General features: G+C 60.0%; 18 protein-coding genes and 1 pseudogene. 11 read left to right on the forward strand and 8 right to left on the reverse strand.

The genetic code is table 11. The features are described from left to right. The first annotated feature begins 136 nt into the window (after positions 1-136). On the forward strand, positions 137-883 hold the full coding sequence (locus tag ACA044_RS04330; protein WP_497445299.1) for a FadR/GntR family transcriptional regulator: 747 nt from the start codon (positions 137-139) through the stop codon (positions 881-883). Positions 884-953: 70 nt separating this feature from the next. On the opposite strand, the gene ACA044_RS04335 is transcribed toward ACA044_RS04330, so the two are convergent. Together ACA044_RS04335 and ACA044_RS04340 are read right to left on the reverse strand one after the other, a co-directional pair. Next, a complete protein-coding gene (locus ACA044_RS04335) occupies positions 954-1,328 on the reverse strand; it encodes a hypothetical protein (protein WP_497445300.1) in 375 nt (124 codons plus the stop codon). A 241-nt stretch (positions 1,329-1,569) separates the two neighbouring features. Next, positions 1,570-1,836: pseudogene (locus tag ACA044_RS04340) on the reverse strand (phospholipase); the annotation flags it as partial. A gap of 148 nt (positions 1,837-1,984) precedes the next feature. Here ACA044_RS04340 and kdgD point away from each other — a divergent pair. The 5 genes from kdgD (at position 1,985) to ACA044_RS04365 (ending at position 8,632) form a co-directional block, all read left to right on the forward strand. Next, entirely contained in the window at positions 1,985-2,896 is a 912-nt protein-coding gene (gene kdgD / locus ACA044_RS04345) for a 5-dehydro-4-deoxyglucarate dehydratase (RefSeq protein ID WP_497445301.1), read from the forward strand. Positions 2,897-2,956: 60 nt separating this feature from the next. Further along, on the forward strand, positions 2,957-4,402 hold the full coding sequence (locus ACA044_RS04350) for an aldehyde dehydrogenase family protein (protein ID WP_497445302.1): 1,446 nt from the start codon (positions 2,957-2,959) through the stop codon (positions 4,400-4,402). A 168-nt stretch (positions 4,403-4,570) separates the two neighbouring features. Then, positions 4,571-5,938, forward strand: coding sequence for an MFS transporter (locus ACA044_RS04355; protein ID WP_008015294.1), 1,368 nt, complete (start codon positions 4,571-4,573; stop codon positions 5,936-5,938). 11 nt (positions 5,939-5,949) lie between these two features. Further along, a complete protein-coding gene (garD, locus tag ACA044_RS04360) occupies positions 5,950-7,503 on the forward strand; it encodes a galactarate dehydratase (RefSeq protein ID WP_497445303.1) in 1,554 nt (517 codons plus the stop codon). 187 nt (positions 7,504-7,690) lie between these two features. After that, the gene (locus tag ACA044_RS04365) at positions 7,691-8,632 is read left to right on the forward strand and encodes an AEC family transporter (RefSeq protein ID WP_497445304.1); all 942 of its coding nucleotides are present in this window, start codon (positions 7,691-7,693) and stop codon (positions 8,630-8,632) included. A gap of 115 nt (positions 8,633-8,747) precedes the next feature. On the opposite strand, the gene ACA044_RS04370 is transcribed toward ACA044_RS04365, so the two are convergent. From ACA044_RS04370 to gatC, 6 genes are all read right to left on the reverse strand, one after another. Further along, positions 8,748-9,128, reverse strand: coding sequence for a carboxymuconolactone decarboxylase family protein (locus ACA044_RS04370; protein WP_497445305.1), 381 nt, complete (start codon positions 9,126-9,128; stop codon positions 8,748-8,750). Continuing rightward, a complete protein-coding gene (locus ACA044_RS04375) occupies positions 9,125-10,186 on the reverse strand; it encodes a calcium/sodium antiporter (protein WP_497445306.1) in 1,062 nt (353 codons plus the stop codon). The genes ACA044_RS04370 and ACA044_RS04375 overlap by 4 nt, the downstream gene beginning before the upstream one ends. A 50-nt stretch (positions 10,187-10,236) precedes the next feature. Beyond that, a complete protein-coding gene (locus ACA044_RS04380; RefSeq protein ID WP_497445307.1) occupies positions 10,237-10,611 on the reverse strand; it encodes a septal ring lytic transglycosylase RlpA family protein in 375 nt (124 codons plus the stop codon). Positions 10,612-10,802: 191 nt separating this feature from the next. Beyond that, the gene (gene gatB, locus ACA044_RS04385; RefSeq protein WP_007901424.1) at positions 10,803-12,248 is read right to left on the reverse strand and encodes an Asp-tRNA(Asn)/Glu-tRNA(Gln) amidotransferase subunit GatB; all 1,446 of its coding nucleotides are present in this window, start codon (positions 12,246-12,248) and stop codon (positions 10,803-10,805) included. A gap of 10 nt (positions 12,249-12,258) precedes the next feature. Then, the gene (gene gatA, locus ACA044_RS04390; RefSeq protein ID WP_123355898.1) at positions 12,259-13,710 is read right to left on the reverse strand and encodes an Asp-tRNA(Asn)/Glu-tRNA(Gln) amidotransferase subunit GatA; all 1,452 of its coding nucleotides are present in this window, start codon (positions 13,708-13,710) and stop codon (positions 12,259-12,261) included. Between the two features lie 16 nt (positions 13,711-13,726). Next, positions 13,727-14,014: an Asp-tRNA(Asn)/Glu-tRNA(Gln) amidotransferase subunit GatC gene (gatC, locus tag ACA044_RS04395; protein ID WP_007901429.1), complete on the reverse strand. Its 288-nt coding sequence runs from the start codon at positions 14,012-14,014 to the stop codon at positions 13,727-13,729. Between the two features lie 210 nt (positions 14,015-14,224). On the opposite strand from gatC, the gene mreB reads away from it, so the two are divergent. From mreB to rng, 5 genes are all read left to right on the forward strand, one after another. Next, a complete protein-coding gene (mreB, locus tag ACA044_RS04400; protein WP_002555108.1) occupies positions 14,225-15,262 on the forward strand; it encodes a rod shape-determining protein MreB in 1,038 nt (345 codons plus the stop codon). Positions 15,263-15,404: 142 nt separating this feature from the next. Next, positions 15,405-16,544 (forward strand): rod shape-determining protein MreC, encoded by a 1,140-nt coding sequence (gene mreC, locus ACA044_RS04405; RefSeq protein WP_497447163.1) that lies wholly within the window; start codon positions 15,405-15,407, stop codon positions 16,542-16,544. Then, positions 16,544-17,035: a rod shape-determining protein MreD gene (mreD, locus tag ACA044_RS04410; RefSeq protein WP_497445308.1), complete on the forward strand. Its 492-nt coding sequence runs from the start codon at positions 16,544-16,546 to the stop codon at positions 17,033-17,035. Before mreC ends, mreD begins: the two co-directional genes overlap by 1 nt. A gap of 91 nt (positions 17,036-17,126) precedes the next feature. Beyond that, positions 17,127-17,723, forward strand: coding sequence for a Maf family protein (locus tag ACA044_RS04415; RefSeq protein WP_497445309.1), 597 nt, complete (start codon positions 17,127-17,129; stop codon positions 17,721-17,723). A 57-nt stretch (positions 17,724-17,780) separates the two neighbouring features. Next, complete coding sequence (gene rng, locus ACA044_RS04420; protein ID WP_497445310.1) at positions 17,781-19,238, forward strand: ribonuclease G; 1,458 nt, start codon at positions 17,781-17,783, stop codon at positions 19,236-19,238. The last annotated feature ends 25 nt before the right edge of the window (positions 19,239-19,263 follow it).

Here is a 19,263-nt window from a genome sequence, read left to right on the forward strand (position 1 = left end):
GATAACGCGGTCCTCAGTCGGAAACCGCGTGAAGGCCTTCGCGGGCAAGCCTCGCTCCTACAGAGGCGGTGGTGATCGTACAACCGTGTTGAGCTATGATGCGGGTTCAGCCGAATTTTCGAGAAAGACGTTCACCATGGAAAACCCGATCGACGCACCTCGCCTCCCGCGCAAGCGCCGTAGCCTCGCGCAGGAACTGGTGACGGTGCTGTCCGAACAGATTCGCGATGGCCACCTCAAACGCGGCGACAAGTTGCCTACCGAATCGGCGATCATGGATGCCCATGGCGTCAGTCGCACCGTGGTACGTGAAGCTATCTCCCGTTTGCAGGCCGCAGGGCAAGTTGAAACCCGCCACGGCATCGGCACCTTTGTGCTCGACACGCCGAGCCCGAGCGGTTTCCGTATCGACCCGGCGACCGTGGTGACCTTGCGCGATGTGCTGGCGATTCTGGAATTGCGTATCAGCCTGGAAGTGGAATCTGCCGGCCTTGCCGCGCAACGTCGCAGCCCTGAGCAACTGGCCGCGATGCGTGCGGCGCTGGACGCGCTCAATGAAAGTGCTGCTCACGCCAGCGATGCCGTGGCCTCGGACTTTCAGTTCCACCTGCAAATTGCCCTGGCCACCGGCAACCGCTACTTCACTGACATCATGACCCACCTGGGCACCAGCATTATTCCGCGCACACGCCTCAACTCCGCGCGCCTGGCCCACGACGACCAGCAGCACTACATGAGTCGACTGAGCCGTGAGCACGAAGAGATTTACGATGCGATTGCCCGGCAGGATTCGGATGCGGCGCGGGCGGCGATGCGCTTGCACCTGACGAATAGCCGCGAACGGCTGCGTCAGGCCCATGAAGAGGCGCAGGCCCAGCGTTAAATTGTGCGTGGCAGGAAGACGCTTGGCACAAAAACGCGCCTGACCGCTAAACGATCAGGCGCGAAGAGGGTCAGGCTTCGATATACAGTTTCAGGGGCTCCGAACACGGCTCCAGACTGGACTCATCCGCGAATTTGTAACGCAATTCGATTTCTGTGTTCTGGTACTTTTCCAGTTCCACTTTCGGGATTCGCAGTTCAATTCCCGTCAGCTTTGCCATGTCGTCGCTGGCATCATCCCAGACGCCGGTAGTCTCTGCGAGACCCTCCCAATCGGGTGCTTCCGTATTCGCCCCAAGGATTGGATAGACATCCCAGTTCGGCGGAATATCGTTCGGATCCGGGACGCGGACTATCAAGGAATCACTCAAGTTCGATAGCTTGACGATTGCTTTGTCGGGCTCGTGAGAAGGGAACTGAGGAAGAACCGGGATAGAAAAAGTCATGATAATCGCTCTCCGTGCGAAGTCTGCCACGATCCATTCATGGCAGTGGTCACACTGTACGTGGCGCATTTACGACGTGCCGAGAACGATTTTGACCAGGCATTTCAGAGTAAGACTCAGGCCCTTTCGCAGTCACTTCAGCCAGCCCCAAGAATTGAGCGATCCACTCTCACTGCCAGTTCAGCAGCCCCGGGTTTGGCATCGAAGACCGCATGCCCCTCGGGCAATCGGCAGATAACGCCCCCAATGGAAACAGCGCCGAGACGAAACTGCCGCCGCCGGTGATTTTGTTCCACTCTTCCGACAACGTATCTCCGAGGGAATCATAAGCCTCGTGAGGCTGTTTACCGTCCCTGATCGCTTGATTGACGGCGGCGATTTCCTTCTGCATGACACCAAGAATCAGCTTGGCCTCGGCATCTGAGGCGGGCAGTACCGACAGCGAGTTGAAGGCGTTGGCAAAACGCTGAAGTGGGTCTGCGGCTGTTGCACCTTCGCAGATCGGTTGACTCAAGGAATTACCTTTTCTGACTCAAATGTTGAGACCGGCGATGAAATGCAGTTGACGGTTGTATTTTAAGTTGTACGATGACCTACAACTTCGGCGAAGGCTGAACGGTTATTTCACACAACGTGCTATCCAGGGTGTTCGAATAATGAATCCACAAGAACTGAAGTCCATCCTCTCTTCCGGGCTGCTGTCGTTCCCGGTCACCGACTTCAATGCTCAGGGCGATTTCCATCGCGCGGGCTACATCAAGCGTCTCGAATGGCTGGCCCCATACGGCGCCTCGGCATTGTTCGCCGCGGGCGGCACCGGTGAGTTCTTCTCTCTGGCGGCCAGCGAATATTCGCAAATCATCAAGACTGCCGTCGACACTTGCGAAACCAGCGTGCCGATCCTGGCCGGTGTCGGCGGTTCGACTCGTCAAGCCATCGAATACGCTCAGGAAGCCGAGCGTCTGGGCGCCAAAGGCCTGTTGCTGCTGCCGCACTACTTGACCGAAGCTAGCCAGGACGGTGTTGCCGACCACGTTGAAGCGGTATGCAAATCGGTAAAAATCGGCGTGGTGGTATACAACCGCAACGTCTGTCGCCTGACCGCTCCTTTGCTGGAACGTCTGGCCGAGCGCTGCCCGAACCTGATCGGTTACAAGGATGGCCTGGGTGATATCGAGTTGATGGTGTCGATCCGTCGCCGCCTCGGTGATCGTTTCAGCTACCTGGGCGGTTTGCCGACCGCTGAAGTCTACGCCGCGGCCTACAAGGCGCTGGGCGTGCCGGTTTACTCCTCGGCGGTGTTCAACTTCATCCCGAAAACCGCGATGGATTTCTACCACGCCATTGCTCGCGAAGATCACGCCACCGTCGGCAAAATCATCGACGACTTCTTCCTGCCGTACCTGGACATCCGTAACCGCAAGGCCGGTTACGCGGTGAGCATCGTCAAGGCCGGGGCAAAAATTGCCGGCTATGACGCAGGTCCTGTGCGTGCGCCGCTGACCGATCTGACGGGCGAAGAGTACGAAATGCTCGCCGCGCTGATCGACAAGCAAGGTGCGCAATAACACTCGATAAAACCAGGGCCGCTGAGCAATCAGCGGCTTTTTGCGTGAGGAGAGATTTCCGTGGCTGATTCAAAGCGTTTCGATAACTACATCAACGGCGAATGGGTGGCGGGCAGTGATTACTGCGCCAACATCAACCCGTCCGAACTGACCGATACCATCGGCAACTACGCCAAGGCCGATCTGGCTCAGGTCCGCGCCGCCATCGACGCCGCTCGCGCCGCGTTCCCGGCCTGGTCCACTTCGGGCATTCAGGCTCGCCACGATTCACTGGATAAAGTCGGCAGCGAGATCCTCGCCCGCCGCGAAGAGCTCGGTACTTTGCTGGCCCGGGAAGAGGGCAAGACTCTGCCCGAAGCCATCGGCGAAGTGACTCGCGCCGGCAACATCTTCAAGTTCTTCGCCGGTGAATGCCTGCGCCTGTCCGGCGACTATTTGCCGTCGGTGCGTCCGGGCGTCAACGTTGAAGTGACCCGTGAAGCGTTGGGTGTGGTCGGCCTGATCACCCCGTGGAATTTCCCGATCGCGATCCCAGCGTGGAAAATCGCTCCGGCCCTGGCTTACGGCAACTGCGTCGTGCTGAAGCCTGCTGATCTGGTACCGGGTTGTGCCTGGGCGCTGGCCGAAATCATTTCCCGCGCCGGTTTCTCGGCCGGCGTGTTCAACCTGGTGATGGGCAGCGGTCGTGTGGTTGGCGATGCGCTGGTGCAAAGCCCGAAAGTCGACGGCATCAGCTTCACCGGTTCCGTGGGCGTGGGTCGTCAGATCGCTGTCAGCTGCGTCTCGCGCCAAGCCAAGGTTCAGCTGGAAATGGGCGGCAAGAACCCCCAGATCATTCTGGATGACGCCGACCTCAAGCAAGCGGTCGAGCTGTCGGTACAGAGCGCGTTCTACTCCACCGGCCAGCGTTGCACCGCGTCGAGCCGCTTCATCGTCACCGCCGGGATTCACGACAAATTCGTCGAAGCCATGGCCGAGCGCATGAAGTCGATCAAGGTTGGTCACGCGTTGAAAACCGGCACTGATATCGGTCCGGTCGTCTCGCAGGCTCAGCTTGAACAGGACATGAAGTACATCGACATCGGCCAGTCCGAAGGCGCGCGTCTGGTCAGCGGCGGTGGTCTGGTGACCTGCGATACCGAAGGCTACTTCCTCGCGCCGACGCTGTTTGCCGACAGCACAGCTGCGATGCGTATCAGCCGCGAAGAGATCTTCGGCCCGGTGGCCAATATCGTTCGCGTGGCCGATTACGACGCGGCGCTAGCGATGGCTAACGACACCGAATTCGGCCTGTCGGCGGGCATCGCCACCACGTCGCTGAAGTATGCCAACCACTTCAAGCGCCACTCCCAGGCCGGGATGGTGATGGTCAATCTGCCGACCGCCGGCGTGGATTACCACGTTCCGTTCGGTGGGCGTAAAGGTTCATCCTATGGATCACGTGAGCAAGGTCGCTATGCGCAAGAGTTTTACACGGTCGTGAAGACTGCCTACATCGGTTCCTGATACACCGCAGTACCTGTGGGAGCTGGCTTGCCTGCGATAGCATCACCGCGTTGAGACTGACACTGCGCGGTGCCTGCATCGCGGGCAAGCCCGGCTCCCACAAAAGCCAGATATGACAAAAAAATTGTTATTACCCGCATAAAAATAATCAGTGGGAGTACATCTACAATGCAATCGACCAAGCCGACTCACGTCCGCTATTTGATCCTGCTCATGCTGTTTCTGGTGACCACGATCAACTACGCCGACCGGGCCACCATCGCAATCGCCGGCTCCAGCCTGCAAAAAGACCTCGGCATCGACGCGGTCACCCTCGGTTATATCTTCTCCGCATTCGGTTGGGCCTACGTGGCCGGGCAAATTCCCGGTGGCTGGCTGCTGGATCGTTTCGGTTCGAAAAAAATCTACGCGCTCAGCATCTTCACCTGGTCGTTGTTCACTGTGCTGCAGGGCTATGTCGGTGAGTTCGGCATGTCCACGGCAGTGGTTGCGCTGTTCATGCTGCGCTTTTTGGTGGGCCTGGCCGAAGCGCCATCCTTCCCCGGCAACGCACGCATCGTGGCGGCCTGGTTCCCGACCGCTGAACGCGGCACTGCCTCGGCGATCTTCAACTCGGCGCAATACTTTGCCACCGTGTTGTTCGCGCCGCTGATGGGCTGGATCGTTTACAGCTTCGGCTGGCAGCATGTGTTCATCGTCATGGGGGTGATCGGTATCATCTTCTCGGGGATCTGGCTGAAGGTGATCTACAGCCCGCGCCAGCACCCGATGATCAACGACGCCGAGTTCAAGCACATCGCCGACAACGGCGGCATGGTCGACATGGACCAGGACAAAGGCAAAGGCAAAAAAGGCGACGGTCCGAAGTGGGACTACATCCGCCAGCTGCTGACCAACCGCATGATGCTCGGCGTGTACCTGGGCCAGTACTGCATCAACGGCATCACTTACTTCTTCCTGACCTGGTTCCCGGTGTACCTGGTGCAGGAACGCGGCATGACCATCCTCAAGGCCGGTTTCATTGCCTCGCTGCCGGCGATCTGCGGGTTCATCGGTGGTGTGCTTGGCGGGGTGATTTCCGATTACCTGCTGCGCAAGGGGCATTCACTGACGTTCGCCCGCAAGGCGCCGATCATCGCCGGCCTGCTGGTTTCCAGTAGCATCGTGGCTTGCAACTATGTGGATGTGGAATGGATGGTCGTCGGCTTCATGGCCCTGGCATTCTTCGGCAAAGGCGTGGGTGCGTTGGGCTGGGCGGTGGTGTCCGACACCTCGCCGAAACAGATCGCCGGTCTCAGCGGTGGTCTGTTCAACACCTTCGGCAACATCGCGTCGATCACCACGCCGATCGTTATCGGTTACATCATCAGCTCCACCGGCTCGTTCAAATGGGCGCTGGTGTTCGTCGGTTGCAACGCGCTGGTAGCCGTATTCAGCTATCTGGTGATCGTTGGCCCGATCAAGCGTGTGGTACTCAAAGAGCCGCCTGTCAGCGGTCCTGAAACCAACAATAAGTTATCTGAAGCGCATTCCTGAGGAGCGGCGTCATGCAGTTGATTGAACATTCCGACTCGCCGCGCTACATCCGCCTGCACGAGCGGGACAATGTGGTGATCGTGGTCAACGATCAGGGCGTGCCGGCCGGCACTGAATTCCCCGATGGCCTGGTCACCGTGGATTTCGTGCCGCAGAGCCACAAGGTCACTCTCGAGGACATTCCCGAGGGTGGTCAGGTGATTCGTTACGGCCAGACGATCGGGTATGCGTTGCAGCCGATTCCTCGCGGCAGCTGGGTCAAGGAAGATCAATTGCGCATGCCGACCGCGCCACCGCTGGACAGCCTGCCGCTGTCCACCGAAGTGCCGGCCGCGCAGGCACCGCTGGAAGGCTTCACCTTCGAGGGTTACCGCAACGCCGACGGCACCGTCGGCACGCGCAACATTCTCGGCATCACCACCACTGTGCAATGCGTCACCGGGGTGCTTGATCACGCGGTAAAACGCATCAAGGATGAGTTGCTGCCCAAGTACCCAAACGTCGATGACGTGGTGGCGCTGACCCACAGTTACGGCTGCGGCGTGGCAATCACCGCCACCGACGCATACATCCCGATCCGCACCGTACGCAATCTGGCGCGCAACCCGAACCTGGGTGGCGAAGCGCTGGTGATCAGCCTGGGCTGCGAGAAATTGCAGGCCGGGCAGGTGATGCACGAGAACGACAGTTCGGTGGATTTGAGCGAGCCGTGGTTGTACCGCTTGCAGGATTCCAGCCACGGTTTCACCGAGATGATCGAGCAGATCATGGCGCTGGCCGAGACTCGTTTGAAAAAGCTCGATCTGCGTCGTCGGGAAACCGTCCCGGCGTCCGAGCTGATCCTCGGCATGCAGTGCGGCGGCAGCGATGCGTTCTCTGGAATCACTGCCAACCCGGCGCTCGGTTATGCCTCAGACCTGTTGTTGCGGGCGGGGGCGACGGTGATGTTTTCCGAGGTCACCGAAGTGCGCGATGCGATTTATCTGCTGACTTCCCGTGCGGAAACCGAAGAAGTCGCTCAGGAACTGGTGCGGGAAATGGACTGGTACGACCGTTACCTGGCCAAGGGCGAAGCGGACCGCAGCGCCAACACCACGCCGGGGAACAAGAAGGGCGGGTTGTCGAACATTGTCGAGAAGTCCTTGGGCTCGATCGTCAAATCCGGCAGCAGCGCAATCAACGGGGTGCTTGGCCCTGGCGAACGCGTCAAGCGTAAAGGGCTGATTTTCTGCGCGACCCCGGCCAGTGATTTTGTCTGCGGGACGTTGCAGTTGGCGGCGGGGATGAACCTGCATGTGTTCACTACCGGTCGCGGCACGCCTTATGGCTTGGCGATGGCGCCGGTGGTGAAGGTGTCGACCCGGACCGAGCTGGCGCAGCGCTGGCCGGATTTGATCGATATCGATGCCGGGCGGATTGCCACCGGACGGGCGTCGATTGAAGACCTCGGTTGGGAGTTGTTCCACTACTACCTGGACGTGGCCAGCGGCAAGAAACAGACGTGGGCGCAGCAGCATAAGCTGCATAACGACATCACCTTGTTCAACCCGGCGCCTATCACCTGATACCGCGTTATCGTTTATCGCGAGCAGGCTCGCTCCCACAGTGGATCTTCTTCGTACACAGATTTTGTGTTCGACACTGGACAAATGTGGGAGCGAGCCTGCTCGCGATGGCGGTCTACCTGACGCCGGTGTCCTCGGTGGCTTATTATTAGCCCCCTAACGACGCCCACCCAAGGTTACCCCCGGCATGCTGGCTATTTTCCTCGAAACCCTGAACATCACCGCGCCGGTGTTTGCCATGCTGTTTCTGGGGGCGCTGCTCAAGCGCATCGACTGGATCAACGACAATTTTATTCATACCGCGTCGGCCCTGGTGTTCAACGTCACCATGCCGGCGTTGCTGTTTCTGGGCATCTTGCATGCCGACCTGCACGCCGCGCTGCAACCGGCGCTGCTGATCTATTTCTCGGTTGCGACGCTGCTGTGTTTTGCGATTGCCTGGGGCTGGGCGATCTGGAAATGCCCTCGGGAAGACCGAGGCATCTATACCCAAGGCGCGTTTCGCGGTAACAACGGCGTTATCGGTCTGGCATTGGCGGCGAGCATGTATGGCGACTACGGGATTTCCCTCGGGGCAATTCTCGCGGCGTTGGTGATTGTGTTCTACAACACGCTCTCGACCATCGTGCTGGCGGTCTACAGCCCGGTGATCAAGTCTGACCCGTGGAGTATCTGCAAAAGTGTGATGGTCAACCCGTTAATCATCAGCGTGTTTACAGCGGCGCCATTTGCCTATTTCGAAATCGGTTTGCCGGGGTGGCTGGAAAAGTCCGGCCAGTACCTGGCACAAACCACCTTGCCGTTGGCGTTGATCTGCATCGGCGGCACGTTGTCGCTGGCGGCGATGCGCAAAAGCGGCACGATGGCGCTGAGTTCAAGCCTGGTGAAGATGATCGGCCTGCCGGTGCTGGCGACGCTGGGTGCCTGGCTCTGGGGTTTTCGCGGGGCGGAGTTGGGTATTCTGTTTCTGTACTTCGGCAGCCCGACCGCCGCGGCCAGTTTTGTCATGGCTCGACAGGCCAATGGTAATCATGAGCTGGCGGCGGCGATCATCGTGATTACCACGCTGATGGCGGCGGTCACTACCAATGTCGGGATCTTTTTGTTGCAGTGGGGTGGGTGGATTTAGCCGAAGGTTTTGCGGTGTTCTTCAGGGCCTCATCGCGAGCAGGGGAATGCATTCCAAATGTGGGAGCGAGCCTGCTCGCGATAGCAATCTTTCTAACACTACAAACGCCAGCCTATTACTCCGGCTTCTGGTAGCTATCAATCACTTCCTGCGCCGCCCGAAACGCATCGATCGCCGCCGGCACGCCGGCATACACCGCGCAATGCAGCAGCGCCTCGCGAATTTCTTCCACGGTGCAGCCGTTGTTCAGCGCACCGCGCACATGGCCTTTGAGTTCTTGCGGGCACTTCAATGCGGTCAGCGCGGCGAGGGTGATCAGGCTGCGGGTTTTCAGCGGCAAACCTTCGCGATTCCACACACCGCCCCAGGCATGCTCATTGACGAAGTCCTGCAACGGTTGGGTGAACTCGGTGGCATTGCCCAAGGCGCGGTCGACGAACGCGTCGCCCATCACTTGGCGACGGACTTCAAGCCCAGTCTTTTTATCAGTGCTCATGGCAATTCCCTCTTGTGGTGTTGGCGACGCCAGGCGCGCAGCGAGGTGAACAGCAAAAATGCCCCCAGCGCCGGCAGGACGAAAAGCAGCATCAGGTGTTCAAGCTTGCCGGCCAGCGGCATGCCGGTGGTGAACGACACCACGTGCAGCCCATACGCCAGGTACAAACCCAAAAACAGCAGGCCTTCGGCACGCGTCACCCGGTAGCCGGAATAGAACACCGGCAGGCACAGCACCGCGACACCGAGCATCACCGGCAGGTCGAAATCCAGGGCGTTGGGCGAGACCGACAGCGGCGACGGTGCGATCAATGTGGTAAGCCCGAGCACACCCAAGAGGTTGAACAGGTTGCTACCGATCACGTTGCCCACCGCGATGTCCCGCTGACCGCGCAAGGCGGCGATCAACGACGTGGCCAGCTCCGGCAGGGAAGTGCTGACGGCGACGATGGTCAGGCCGATAATCCGCTCCGACAACCCCAGGTCGGTCGCGACCGCCACCGCGGCGCCGAGCAGCAAGTGCCCGGCGAATACCAGCATCGCCAGCCCGGCGACGATCATCAGCAGACTGGTGACCCACGGTGCCTGCGGCGCTTCATGAGCCCCCGATGGCGGACGGGCCGAGTGCCGCGACTGGCGCAGCAGCAAGCCCAGATACAGCACCAGCGCGGCCAGCAGAATCATGCCGTCGACCCGGTTCAGTTCTTCGTTCCACGCCAGTACGAACACCAGCAGGCTGGCGCCGATCATCAGTGGAATATCCAGGCGCACCAATTGCCGCGAAACCCGCAGCGGAATGATCATCGCCGAGAGCCCGAGGGTGACGAGGATGTTGAAGATGCTGCTGCCGATCACGCTACCGACCGCGATGTCGGCGTTTTGCGCCAGGGTGGCTTGCAGGCTGACCGCCATCTGCGGCGCGCTGCTGCCGAGGGCCACGATGGTCAGGCCGATGATCAGCGGCCGCACATGCAGTCGCGCGGCCAGGCGCACGGCGGCGCGCACCATCAGCTCGGCGCCGGCGATCAGTAAAAATAGACCGCTGAGCAATTCAATCACGCTAATCAGGGGTAAATCGGCAAGTCCGAAAATAGTCAGCGCTCCGTCTATCAGTCGTCGAGGGCTTGCACGCGAACCTTCGCGGTGCCACTGCGCAGCATGCCCAACTGTTCGGCCGCTTCACGTGACACGTCGATCAGGCGCCCACGAGAGTATGGCCCGCGGTCGTTGATGCGCACCACGCAGGACCTGTCGTTATTCATGTTGGTAATCTTCACCCGGGTGCCGAACGGCAACTGGCGATGGGCGGCGGTCAGGCCGTGCTGGTTGAAACGCTCGCCGCTGGCGGTGCGTTTGCCATGGTGTTTGGCGCCGTAATACGAAGCTACGCCGGTCTTGTCGTAGCCGTGTGGATCAACAATATCCGTACTGGCACAACCGGCCAGCAAAGAGAGCAGGGCGCAGGCACTGAGCAGACGCTTCATAAAAGGTATCCCGGAAACAAATGTGGGAGCGGGCTTTGTGGCGAGGGGGCTTGCCTCCGTTGGGTCGCGAAGCGGCCCCAAAACCAGAAGTTCTAGGACTGCTGCGCAGTCCAACGGGGGCAAGCCCCCTCGCCACAAAAGCCCGCTCCCACAGGGAATGGAGCCAGGCTTGAGATCTGGCCCCATTCCGGTCAGCCTTCGAGCTTGCTTTTAAGCAGTTCGTTGACCTGTTGCGGGTTGGCCTTGCCTTTGGAGGCTTTCATGGCCTGGCCGACGAAGAAGCCGAACATCTTGCCGCGTTTGGCTTCGTCTGCCGCACGGTACTGTTCGACCTGTTCAGCGTTGGCCGCGAGCATTTCGTCCAGCACCGCCGAGATTGCACCGGTGTCAGTCACTTGCTTGAGGCCGCGCTTGTCGATGATCTCGTCCGCGCTGCCTTCGCCGTTGGCCATGGCTTCAAAGACCACCTTGGCGATCTTGCCGGAGATGGTGTTGTCCTTGATGCGCAGCAGCATGCCGCCCAGTTGCTCGGCCGACACCGGCGACTGGTCGATGTCCAGGCCTTGTTTGTTCAACAGGCTGCCCAGTTCAACCATCACCCAGTTGGCCGCCAGTTTGGCGTCGCCGCCGATGCTCACGACTTTCTCGAAGTAATCGGCTTGTTCACGGCTGGTGGCCAGAACGCTGGCGTCGTAGACCGACAGACCGAACTGTTCCTGGAAGCGCTCGCGTTTCTGCGGTGGCAGTTCCGGCAGGGTGGCGCGCACGTCGTCGAGGAACGAGTCTTCGATGACCACTGGCAGCAAGTCCGGATCGGGGAAGTAACGGTAGTCGTTGGCTTCCTCTTTACTGCGCATTGGACGGGTTTCGTCCTTGTTTGGATCGTACAGACGGGTCTGCTGGATTACCTTGCCGCCGTCTTCGATCAGCTCGATCTGGCGCTGCACTTCACTGTTGATCGCCTTCTCGATGAAACGGAACGAGTTGACGTTCTTGATCTCGCAGCGCGTGCCGAATTCAACCTGGCCCTTTGGACGGATCGAGACGTTGCAGTCGCAACGCAGCGAACCTTCGGCCATGTTGCCGTCGCAGATGCCGAGGTAGCGTACCAGCGCGTGGATGGTCTTGACGTAGGCCACGGCTTCCTTGGCGCTGCGCATGTCCGGCTCGGAAACGATTTCCAGCAGCGGCGTACCCGCACGGTTCAGGTCGATGCCGGTGGCACCGGTGAATTCTTCGTGCAGGCTTTTGCCGGCGTCTTCTTCCAGGTGCGCACGGGTTACACCGACACGTTTGATCGTGCCGTCTTCCATGGCGATGTCCAGGTGGCCTTTGCCGACGATCGGCAATTCCATCTGGCTGATCTGGTAGCCCTTGGGCAGGTCCGGGTAGAAATAGTTTTTACGGGCGAACACGTTGTGCTGGCCGATTTCGGCATCAATGGCCAGACCGAACATCACCGCCATGCGCACCGCTTCCTGGTTCAGCACCGGCAATACGCCGGGCATGCCCAGGTCAACCAGGCTGGCCTGGGTGTTCGGCTCGGAACCGAAGGTGGTGGAACTACCGGAAAAGATTTTCGACCGGGTGGTGAGCTGGGTGTGAATCTCCAGCCCGATCACGACTTCCCATTGCATGTGTTTCTCCTCAGAAGCCGGTTGGGGTGCGGGTGTGCCAGTCAGTGTTGAGCTGATACTGGTGGGCAACGTTCAACAGGCGGCCTTCCTGGAAATACGGAGCAAGCAGTTGCACGCCGACCGGCAGACCATCGACGAAACCTGCAGGCATGGACAAGCCCGGCAGACCGGCGAGGTTGGCGGTGATGGTGTAGACGTCTTCCAGGTACGCAGCGACCGGGTCGCTGTTCTTGGCGCCGAGCTTCCAGGCCGGGTTCGGCGTGGTTGGGCCGAGGATGATGTCGACCTCATTAAAGGCAGCCATGAAGTCGTTCTTGATCAGGCGACGGATTTTCTGCGCCTTCAGGTAGTAGGCGTCGTAGTAACCGGCCGACAGCGCGTAGGCACCGACCATGATCCGGCGCTGCACTTCCGGGCCGAAACCTTCGCCACGGGAACGCTTGTACAGGTCTTCCAGGTTTTTCGGGGCTTCGCAGCGATAGCCGAAACGCACGCCGTCGAAACGCGACAGGTTGGAAGACGCTTCCGCCGGGGCGATCACGTAGTACGCAGGGATTGCGTGCTGCATGTTCGGCAGGCTGATTTCCTTGACCACGGCGCCGAGCTTTTTCAGCTCCTCAACGCTGGCCATGACCAGGTCGGCGATGCGCGGGTCGAGACCGGCGCTGAAGTATTCCTTCGGCACGCCGATGCGCAGGCCTTGCAGCGAACCGTTGAGGCCGGCGCTGTAATCAGGCACCGGCTCATCGATGCTGGTGGAGTCCTGCGGGTCGAAACCGGCCATGCCTTGCAGCAGGATCGCGCAGTCTTCGGCGGTGCGGGCCAATGGGCCGCCCTGATCGAGGCTGGACGCGTAGGCAATCATGCCCCAGCGCGAAACGCGACCGTACGTCGGTTTAAGGCCAGTGAGGTTGGTCAGTGCGGCGGGCTGACGAATCGAACCGCCGGTGTCGGTGCCCGTCGCCGCTGGCAACAGACGAGCGGCAACCGCAGCAGCCGAACCGCCGGACGAACCGCCCGGAACGTGTTCCAGGTTCCACGGGTTTTTCACCGCGCCGTAGTAGCTCGACTCGTTGGCTGAACCCATGGCGAATTCGTCCATGTTGGTCTTGCCCAGGGTCACGGCCCCGGCAGCAGCCAGTTTGGCGACCACGGTGGCATCGTACGGTGCTTTAAAGTTGTCGAGCATCTTCGAGCCGCAGCTGGTGCGGATGCCCTGGGTGCAGAACAGGTCTTTGTGTGCGATCGGCGCGCCGAGCAGGGCGCCGCTCTCACCGTTGGCCCGACGAGCGTCAGCGGCTTTCGCCTGCTGGAGCGCCAGGTCTTCGGTGAGGCTGATGAAACTGTTGAGCTGCGGGTCGAGCTGGGCGATACGCGCCAGCAGGACTTTGGTCAGCTCTTCGGAAGAAAACTTTTTATCGGCGAGTCCGCGGGCGATCTCGGCCAGAGTCAATTGATGCATTGCAGGCTCTTTCCCTTTAGTCGATGACTTTCGGAACCAGGTACAGGCCGTTTTCGACCGCTGGTGCGATGGACTGATAGGCCTCGCGATGATTGGTCTCGGTCACGACGTCTGCACGCAGGCGCTGGCTGGCTTCCAGTGGGTGGGCGAGCGGCTCGATACCGTCGGTATTGACCGCTTGCATTTCGTCGACTAACCCCAGAATGCTGTTCAGGGCCGAAGTGATGTGTGGAAGATCGGCATCATTGAGGCCAAGGCAGGCCAAATGAGCGATTTTTTCCACGTCGGAGCGTTCAAGCGCCATGGGAATCTCCAGTGGAAAACAGAACGGACGGCGTCCGTGTGTTAGATTGTCGGAACACTACCGCATTTCTACGGTCGTAAGGCCGCGATTGTGGGGTTTGGTGCACAGAAAAGCGGCCAATTTAACATATTGGCGCCTTGCCCAAAATCCCTGTCGTTGTTAGAGTTTGCCGCACTTTTTTACCCACGCGTTGCCTAGGGTCCCTTTCCCATGTTCAAGAAACTGCGTGGCATGTTTTCCAGCGATCTTTCCATTGACCTGGGCACTGCCAACACCCTTATTTACGTGCGCGAGCGCGGTATCGTCCTGAATGAGCCCTCCGTTGTGGCTATTCGGACACACGGTAATCAGAAAAGTGTCGTTGCTGTCGGCACCGAGGCCAAGCGCATGCTCGGCCGTACGCCGGGCAACATTGCTGCCATTCGTCCGATGAAGGACGGCGTGATCGCCGACTTCAGCGTCTGCGAAAAGATGCTGCAGTACTTTATCAACAAGGTTCACGAAAACAGCTTTCTGCAGCCTAGCCCTCGTGTGCTGATCTGCGTTCCGTGCAAATCCACCCAGGTGGAGCGTCGTGCCATCCGTGAGTCGGCCCTCGGTGCCGGTGCCCGTGAAGTGTTCCTGATCGAAGAGCCAATGGCTGCTGCGATCGGTGCCGGTCTGCCGGTTGAAGAAGCACGCGGTTCGATGGTTGTCGATATCGGTGGTGGTACCACTGAAATCGCGCTGATCTCCCTCAACGGTGTGGTCTATGCCGAATCCGTACGGGTTGGCGGCGACCGCTTCGACGAAGCGATCATCACCTACGTGCGTCGCAACTACGGCAGCCTGATCGGCGAATCCACCGCCGAGCGCATCAAACAGGAAATCGGTACGGCCTACCCGGGCGGCGAAGTGCGTGAAGTCGACGTTCGTGGCCGTAACCTGGCCGAAGGCGTTCCACGCGCATTCACCCTGAACTCCAATGAAGTGCTGGAAGCTCTGCAAGAGTCCCTGGCCACCATCGTTCAGGCTGTGAAAAGTGCACTGGAGCAATCGCCTCCGGAGTTGGCATCGGATATCGCCGAACGTGGTCTGGTACTGACCGGTGGTGGCGCCTTGCTGCGCGACCTCGACAAGTTGCTGGCCCAGGAAACCGGTCTGCCGGTAATCGTCGCCGAAGACCCGCTGACCTGCGTTGCTCGCGGCGGTGGCCGTGCATTGGAAATGATGGATAAACACACCATGGATCTGCTTTCCAGCGAATAAATCGCCGGATCGCCTCTATGCTGTTGAGCGCGCAGGCAGCACTTTGCAGTGCTGCCTGTTGCGTTTATCTTCTGTCAGTCTGCATCCAGGCCGGTTTGATGCCGTATGAATAAAGAGAACATTTGCCTGGGAGGAGCGGCTTATTAAACCGCTTTTCACCAAAGGCCCCTCACTGGGCGTGCGCTTGTTGGTGCTGGCCGTGCTATCGGTCGCGCTGATGGTGGTCGATGCCCGCTTCACACTGCTCAAGCCAGTGCGTAGCCAAATGTCGCTGGTGCTGATGCAGTCTTACTGGATCACCGACCTGCCGCAGCGGCTATGGCAAGGTGTGGCCAGCCAATTCGGCAGCCGTACCGAACTGGTCGCCGAAAACGAAAAACTCAAAACCGAAAACCTGCTGTTGCAGGGCCGCATGCAAAAGCTGGCCGCCCTCACCGAGCAGAACGTTCGGCTGCGCGAGTTGCTCAACTCTTCCGCGCTGGTCAACGAAAAGGTCGAAGTGGCCGAGTTGATCGGCATGGACCCCAACCCCTTTACCCATCGCATCATCATCAATAAAGGTGAGCGCGACGGTGTGATCCTTGGTCAGCCGGTACTCGATGCCCGTGGCCTGATGGGCCAGGTGGTGGAGTTGATGCCATACACTTCCCGCGTACTGTTGCTGACCGACACCACCCACAGCATTCCGGTGCAGGTGAACCGTAACGGTCTACGGGCGATTGCCAGCGGCACCGGTAACCCGGAACGCCTTGAGCTGCGTCATGTGGCCGATACCGCCGACATCAAAGAAGGTGATTTGCTGGTCAGCTCCGGCCTCGGTCAGCGTTTCCCGGCGGGTTACCCGGTGGCGACGGTCAAGGAAGTCATCCACGATTCCGGTCAGCCGTTTGCCATCGTCCGTGCCGTGCCGACCGCGGCATTGAACCGCAGTCGTTATCTGTTGTTGGTGTTCACTGACGGCCGCACAGCCGAGGAACGCGCCAACGAAGCCGCCCAGGCTCAGGAAGCGCTGGACCAGCACGGCGGTGGGCCGATCATTCCTGCGACCGTGCCGAAACCGGCCGCGTCAGTGATTCCGACTGCCGTCGCTGCTCCGGCGGCTGCACCTGCTGCACCTGCCGCCGCGACCCCGGCCAAACCCGCTGCCGCCCATCCTGCCGCCGCCAAGCCACCCGCGACAGCACCTGCGGCCGCCAAACCACCGACGGCCCAGCCCGCTGCCGTGAAGCCTGCTGCCAAACCGCCTGTCTCCGCGCCGGCTACCACTGGGGGAAGAGAATAATGGGTGGTACAACTTCATCCCAAAACGGCTGGATGGTCTGGTTGACGTTCGCCATCGGCATGCTGCTCAGCATTTCGCCGTTGCCGCAATTCATGGAAATCCTGCGTCCTCTGTGGCTGGCCTTGCTGTTGGCCTTCTGGGCGTTGGCCCTGCCGCAGAAAGTCGGCATGGTGACCGCCTGGTGCCTGGGGCTGGCCGAAGACGTGCTGTATGGCACGTTGCTGGGCCAGAACGCGTTGATCCTCACGCTCATTACGTTTTTGGTGCTGTCGCTGCAACAGCGCCTGCGCATGTTCCCGATGTGGCAACAGAGCCTGGTGATTCTGGTGATCTTCGGCCTCGCCCAACTGGTTCAGTTGTGGCTGAGCGCCCTGACCGGCAATCGTCAGCCGACGCTGGCGCTGGTGTTGCCGGCGCTGGTCAGCGCGTTGCTTTGGCCATGGATCAGCTACGGTTTGCGCGGTTTGCGTCGACGCTACAAAATCAATTAATTCGGTCAGGCATGTGCCCGCACCTGGTGCCCTGTCTCGCCAAAAAGGAACCGTATTTGTGAGACCAGGCACCAGACAGGGAGATGTCTTGATGAAACAGCTCTACCTCGCCTCAGGCTCGCCGCGTCGGCGTGAACTGCTCACGCAGATCGGCGTGCCGTTCTCCGTCATCAGCGCGGACATCGATGAAACCCCTTTACCTCAAGAATCCCCATCGGCTTATGTCGAGCGTCTGGCGCGCGGCAAGGTTGAGGCCGGGCGCGTGACGGTCGTGTCCGATACGGATTTCTGCGTGCTGGGCGCCGATACCGCCGTGGTGCTGGACGGGAAAATTCTTGGCAAGCCGGTGGACGAAGCCGACGCATGCGCCATGCTTATGCTGTTGTCCGGTTGTGAGCATGAAGTGCTGACAGCGATTGCGGTGCGCGATGGCGAGCGCTGCGAGTCTTTGGTGGTGCGCAGTCTGGTGCGTTTTCGCAACATCGGACGCGACGAAGCGGCGGCCTATTGGGCCAGCGGCGAACCCCGGGACAAGGCTGGCGGCTACGGGATTCAAGGATTGGGCGCGGTGTTCGTTGCCGGGCTCAATGGCAGTTACTCGGCGGTGGTCGGATTGCCGCTGTGCGAAACCTTCGAGCTACTCGGCCATTTCGGCATACCCTGTTGGCAAACCCTTAACGCGCGCTGAGCGTCGTACTGACAAGATGCGGCCATTATCGTGAACATGCCTGAACGAGACCCTGCCATGAGTGAAGAGATTCTGATCAACATCACGCCGATGGAGTCGCGCGTGGCGGTGGTCGAAAACGGTGTCCTGCAAGAGGTCCACGTCGAGCGCACGCAAAAGCGCGGGATCGTCGGCAACATCTATAAAGGCAAGGTCGTGCGGGTATTGCCGGGCATGCAGGCAGCCTTCGTCGACATCGGTCTGGACCGCGCCGCATTCATTCACGCCTCGGAAATCTCCCTGCGCGAAGGCCCTGCGGTGGAGAGCATCAGCGCGCTGGTTCATGAAGGTCAGAGCCTGGTGGTGCAAGTCACCAAGGACCCGATCGGCTCCAAAGGCGCGCGCCTGACGACGCAACTATCGATTCCGTCGCGCTATCTGGTGTACATGCCGCGCACCGCCCACGTCGGCATTTCCCTGAAGATCGAGGACGAAACCGAGCGTGAACGTCTCAAGCAGGTGGTCACCGACTGCGTCGCCAAAGAAGGCATCAAGGAAGCTGGCGGCTTCATTCTGCGCACCGCTGCCGAAGGGGCCGGGGCGGATGAAATTCTCATGGACATCCGCTACCTGCGCAGGCTCTGGGACCAGATCAACGAACAGATCAAGACCATCAGCGCGCCGAGTGTGATCTACGAAGACCTCGGCCTCGCGCTGCGCACCTTGCGTGACCTGGTGAGCCCGAGGATCGAGAAGATCCGCATCGACTCCCGGGAAACCTTTCAGAAAACCACGCAGTTCGTCGCCGAACTGATGCCGGAAATCGCCGACCGTCTGGAGCATTACCCTGGCGAACGGCCGATCTTCGACCTGTATGGCGTCGAAGACGAAATCCAGAAAGCCCTGGAACGCAAGGTGCCGCTCAAGTCCGGCGGTTATCTGGTGGTCGATCCGGCGGAAGCCATGAGCACCATCGACGTCAATACCGGGGCCTTCGTCGGTCACCGCAACCTCGAAGAAACCATCTTCAAGACCAACCTCGAAGCCGCCACCGCCATTGCCCGTCAGCTGCGCCTGCGCAATCTGGGCGGGATCATCATCATCGACTTCATCGACATGGAAGACGAAGAGCATCAGCGTCAAGTGTTGCGCACCCTCGAGAAGCAGCTGGAGCGCGATCACGCCAAGACCAACATCATCGGTATCACCGAACTGGGCCTGGTGCAGATGACCCGCAAGCGTACCCGCGAAAGCCTTGAGCAAGTGCTGTGCGAACCGTGCAGCAGTTGTCAGGGGCGCGGCAAGCTCAAGACCCCGGAAACCGTGTGCTACGAGATCTTCCGCGAAATCCTGCGTGAGGCCCGGGCCTATCAGGCCGAAGGCTATCGGGTGCTGGCGAATCAGAAAGTGGTCGACCGCTTGCTCGATGAAGAGTCGGGCAACGTCGCCGAACTCGAAGGCTTTATCGGGCGCACCATTCGGTTCCAGGTTGAAACCATGTATTCCCAGGAACAATACGACGTGGTGCTGCTCTGAAACGTTGTGTTTCAACTCCACTAGA

The organism is Pseudomonas sp. LBUM1673 (assembly GCF_059695645.1).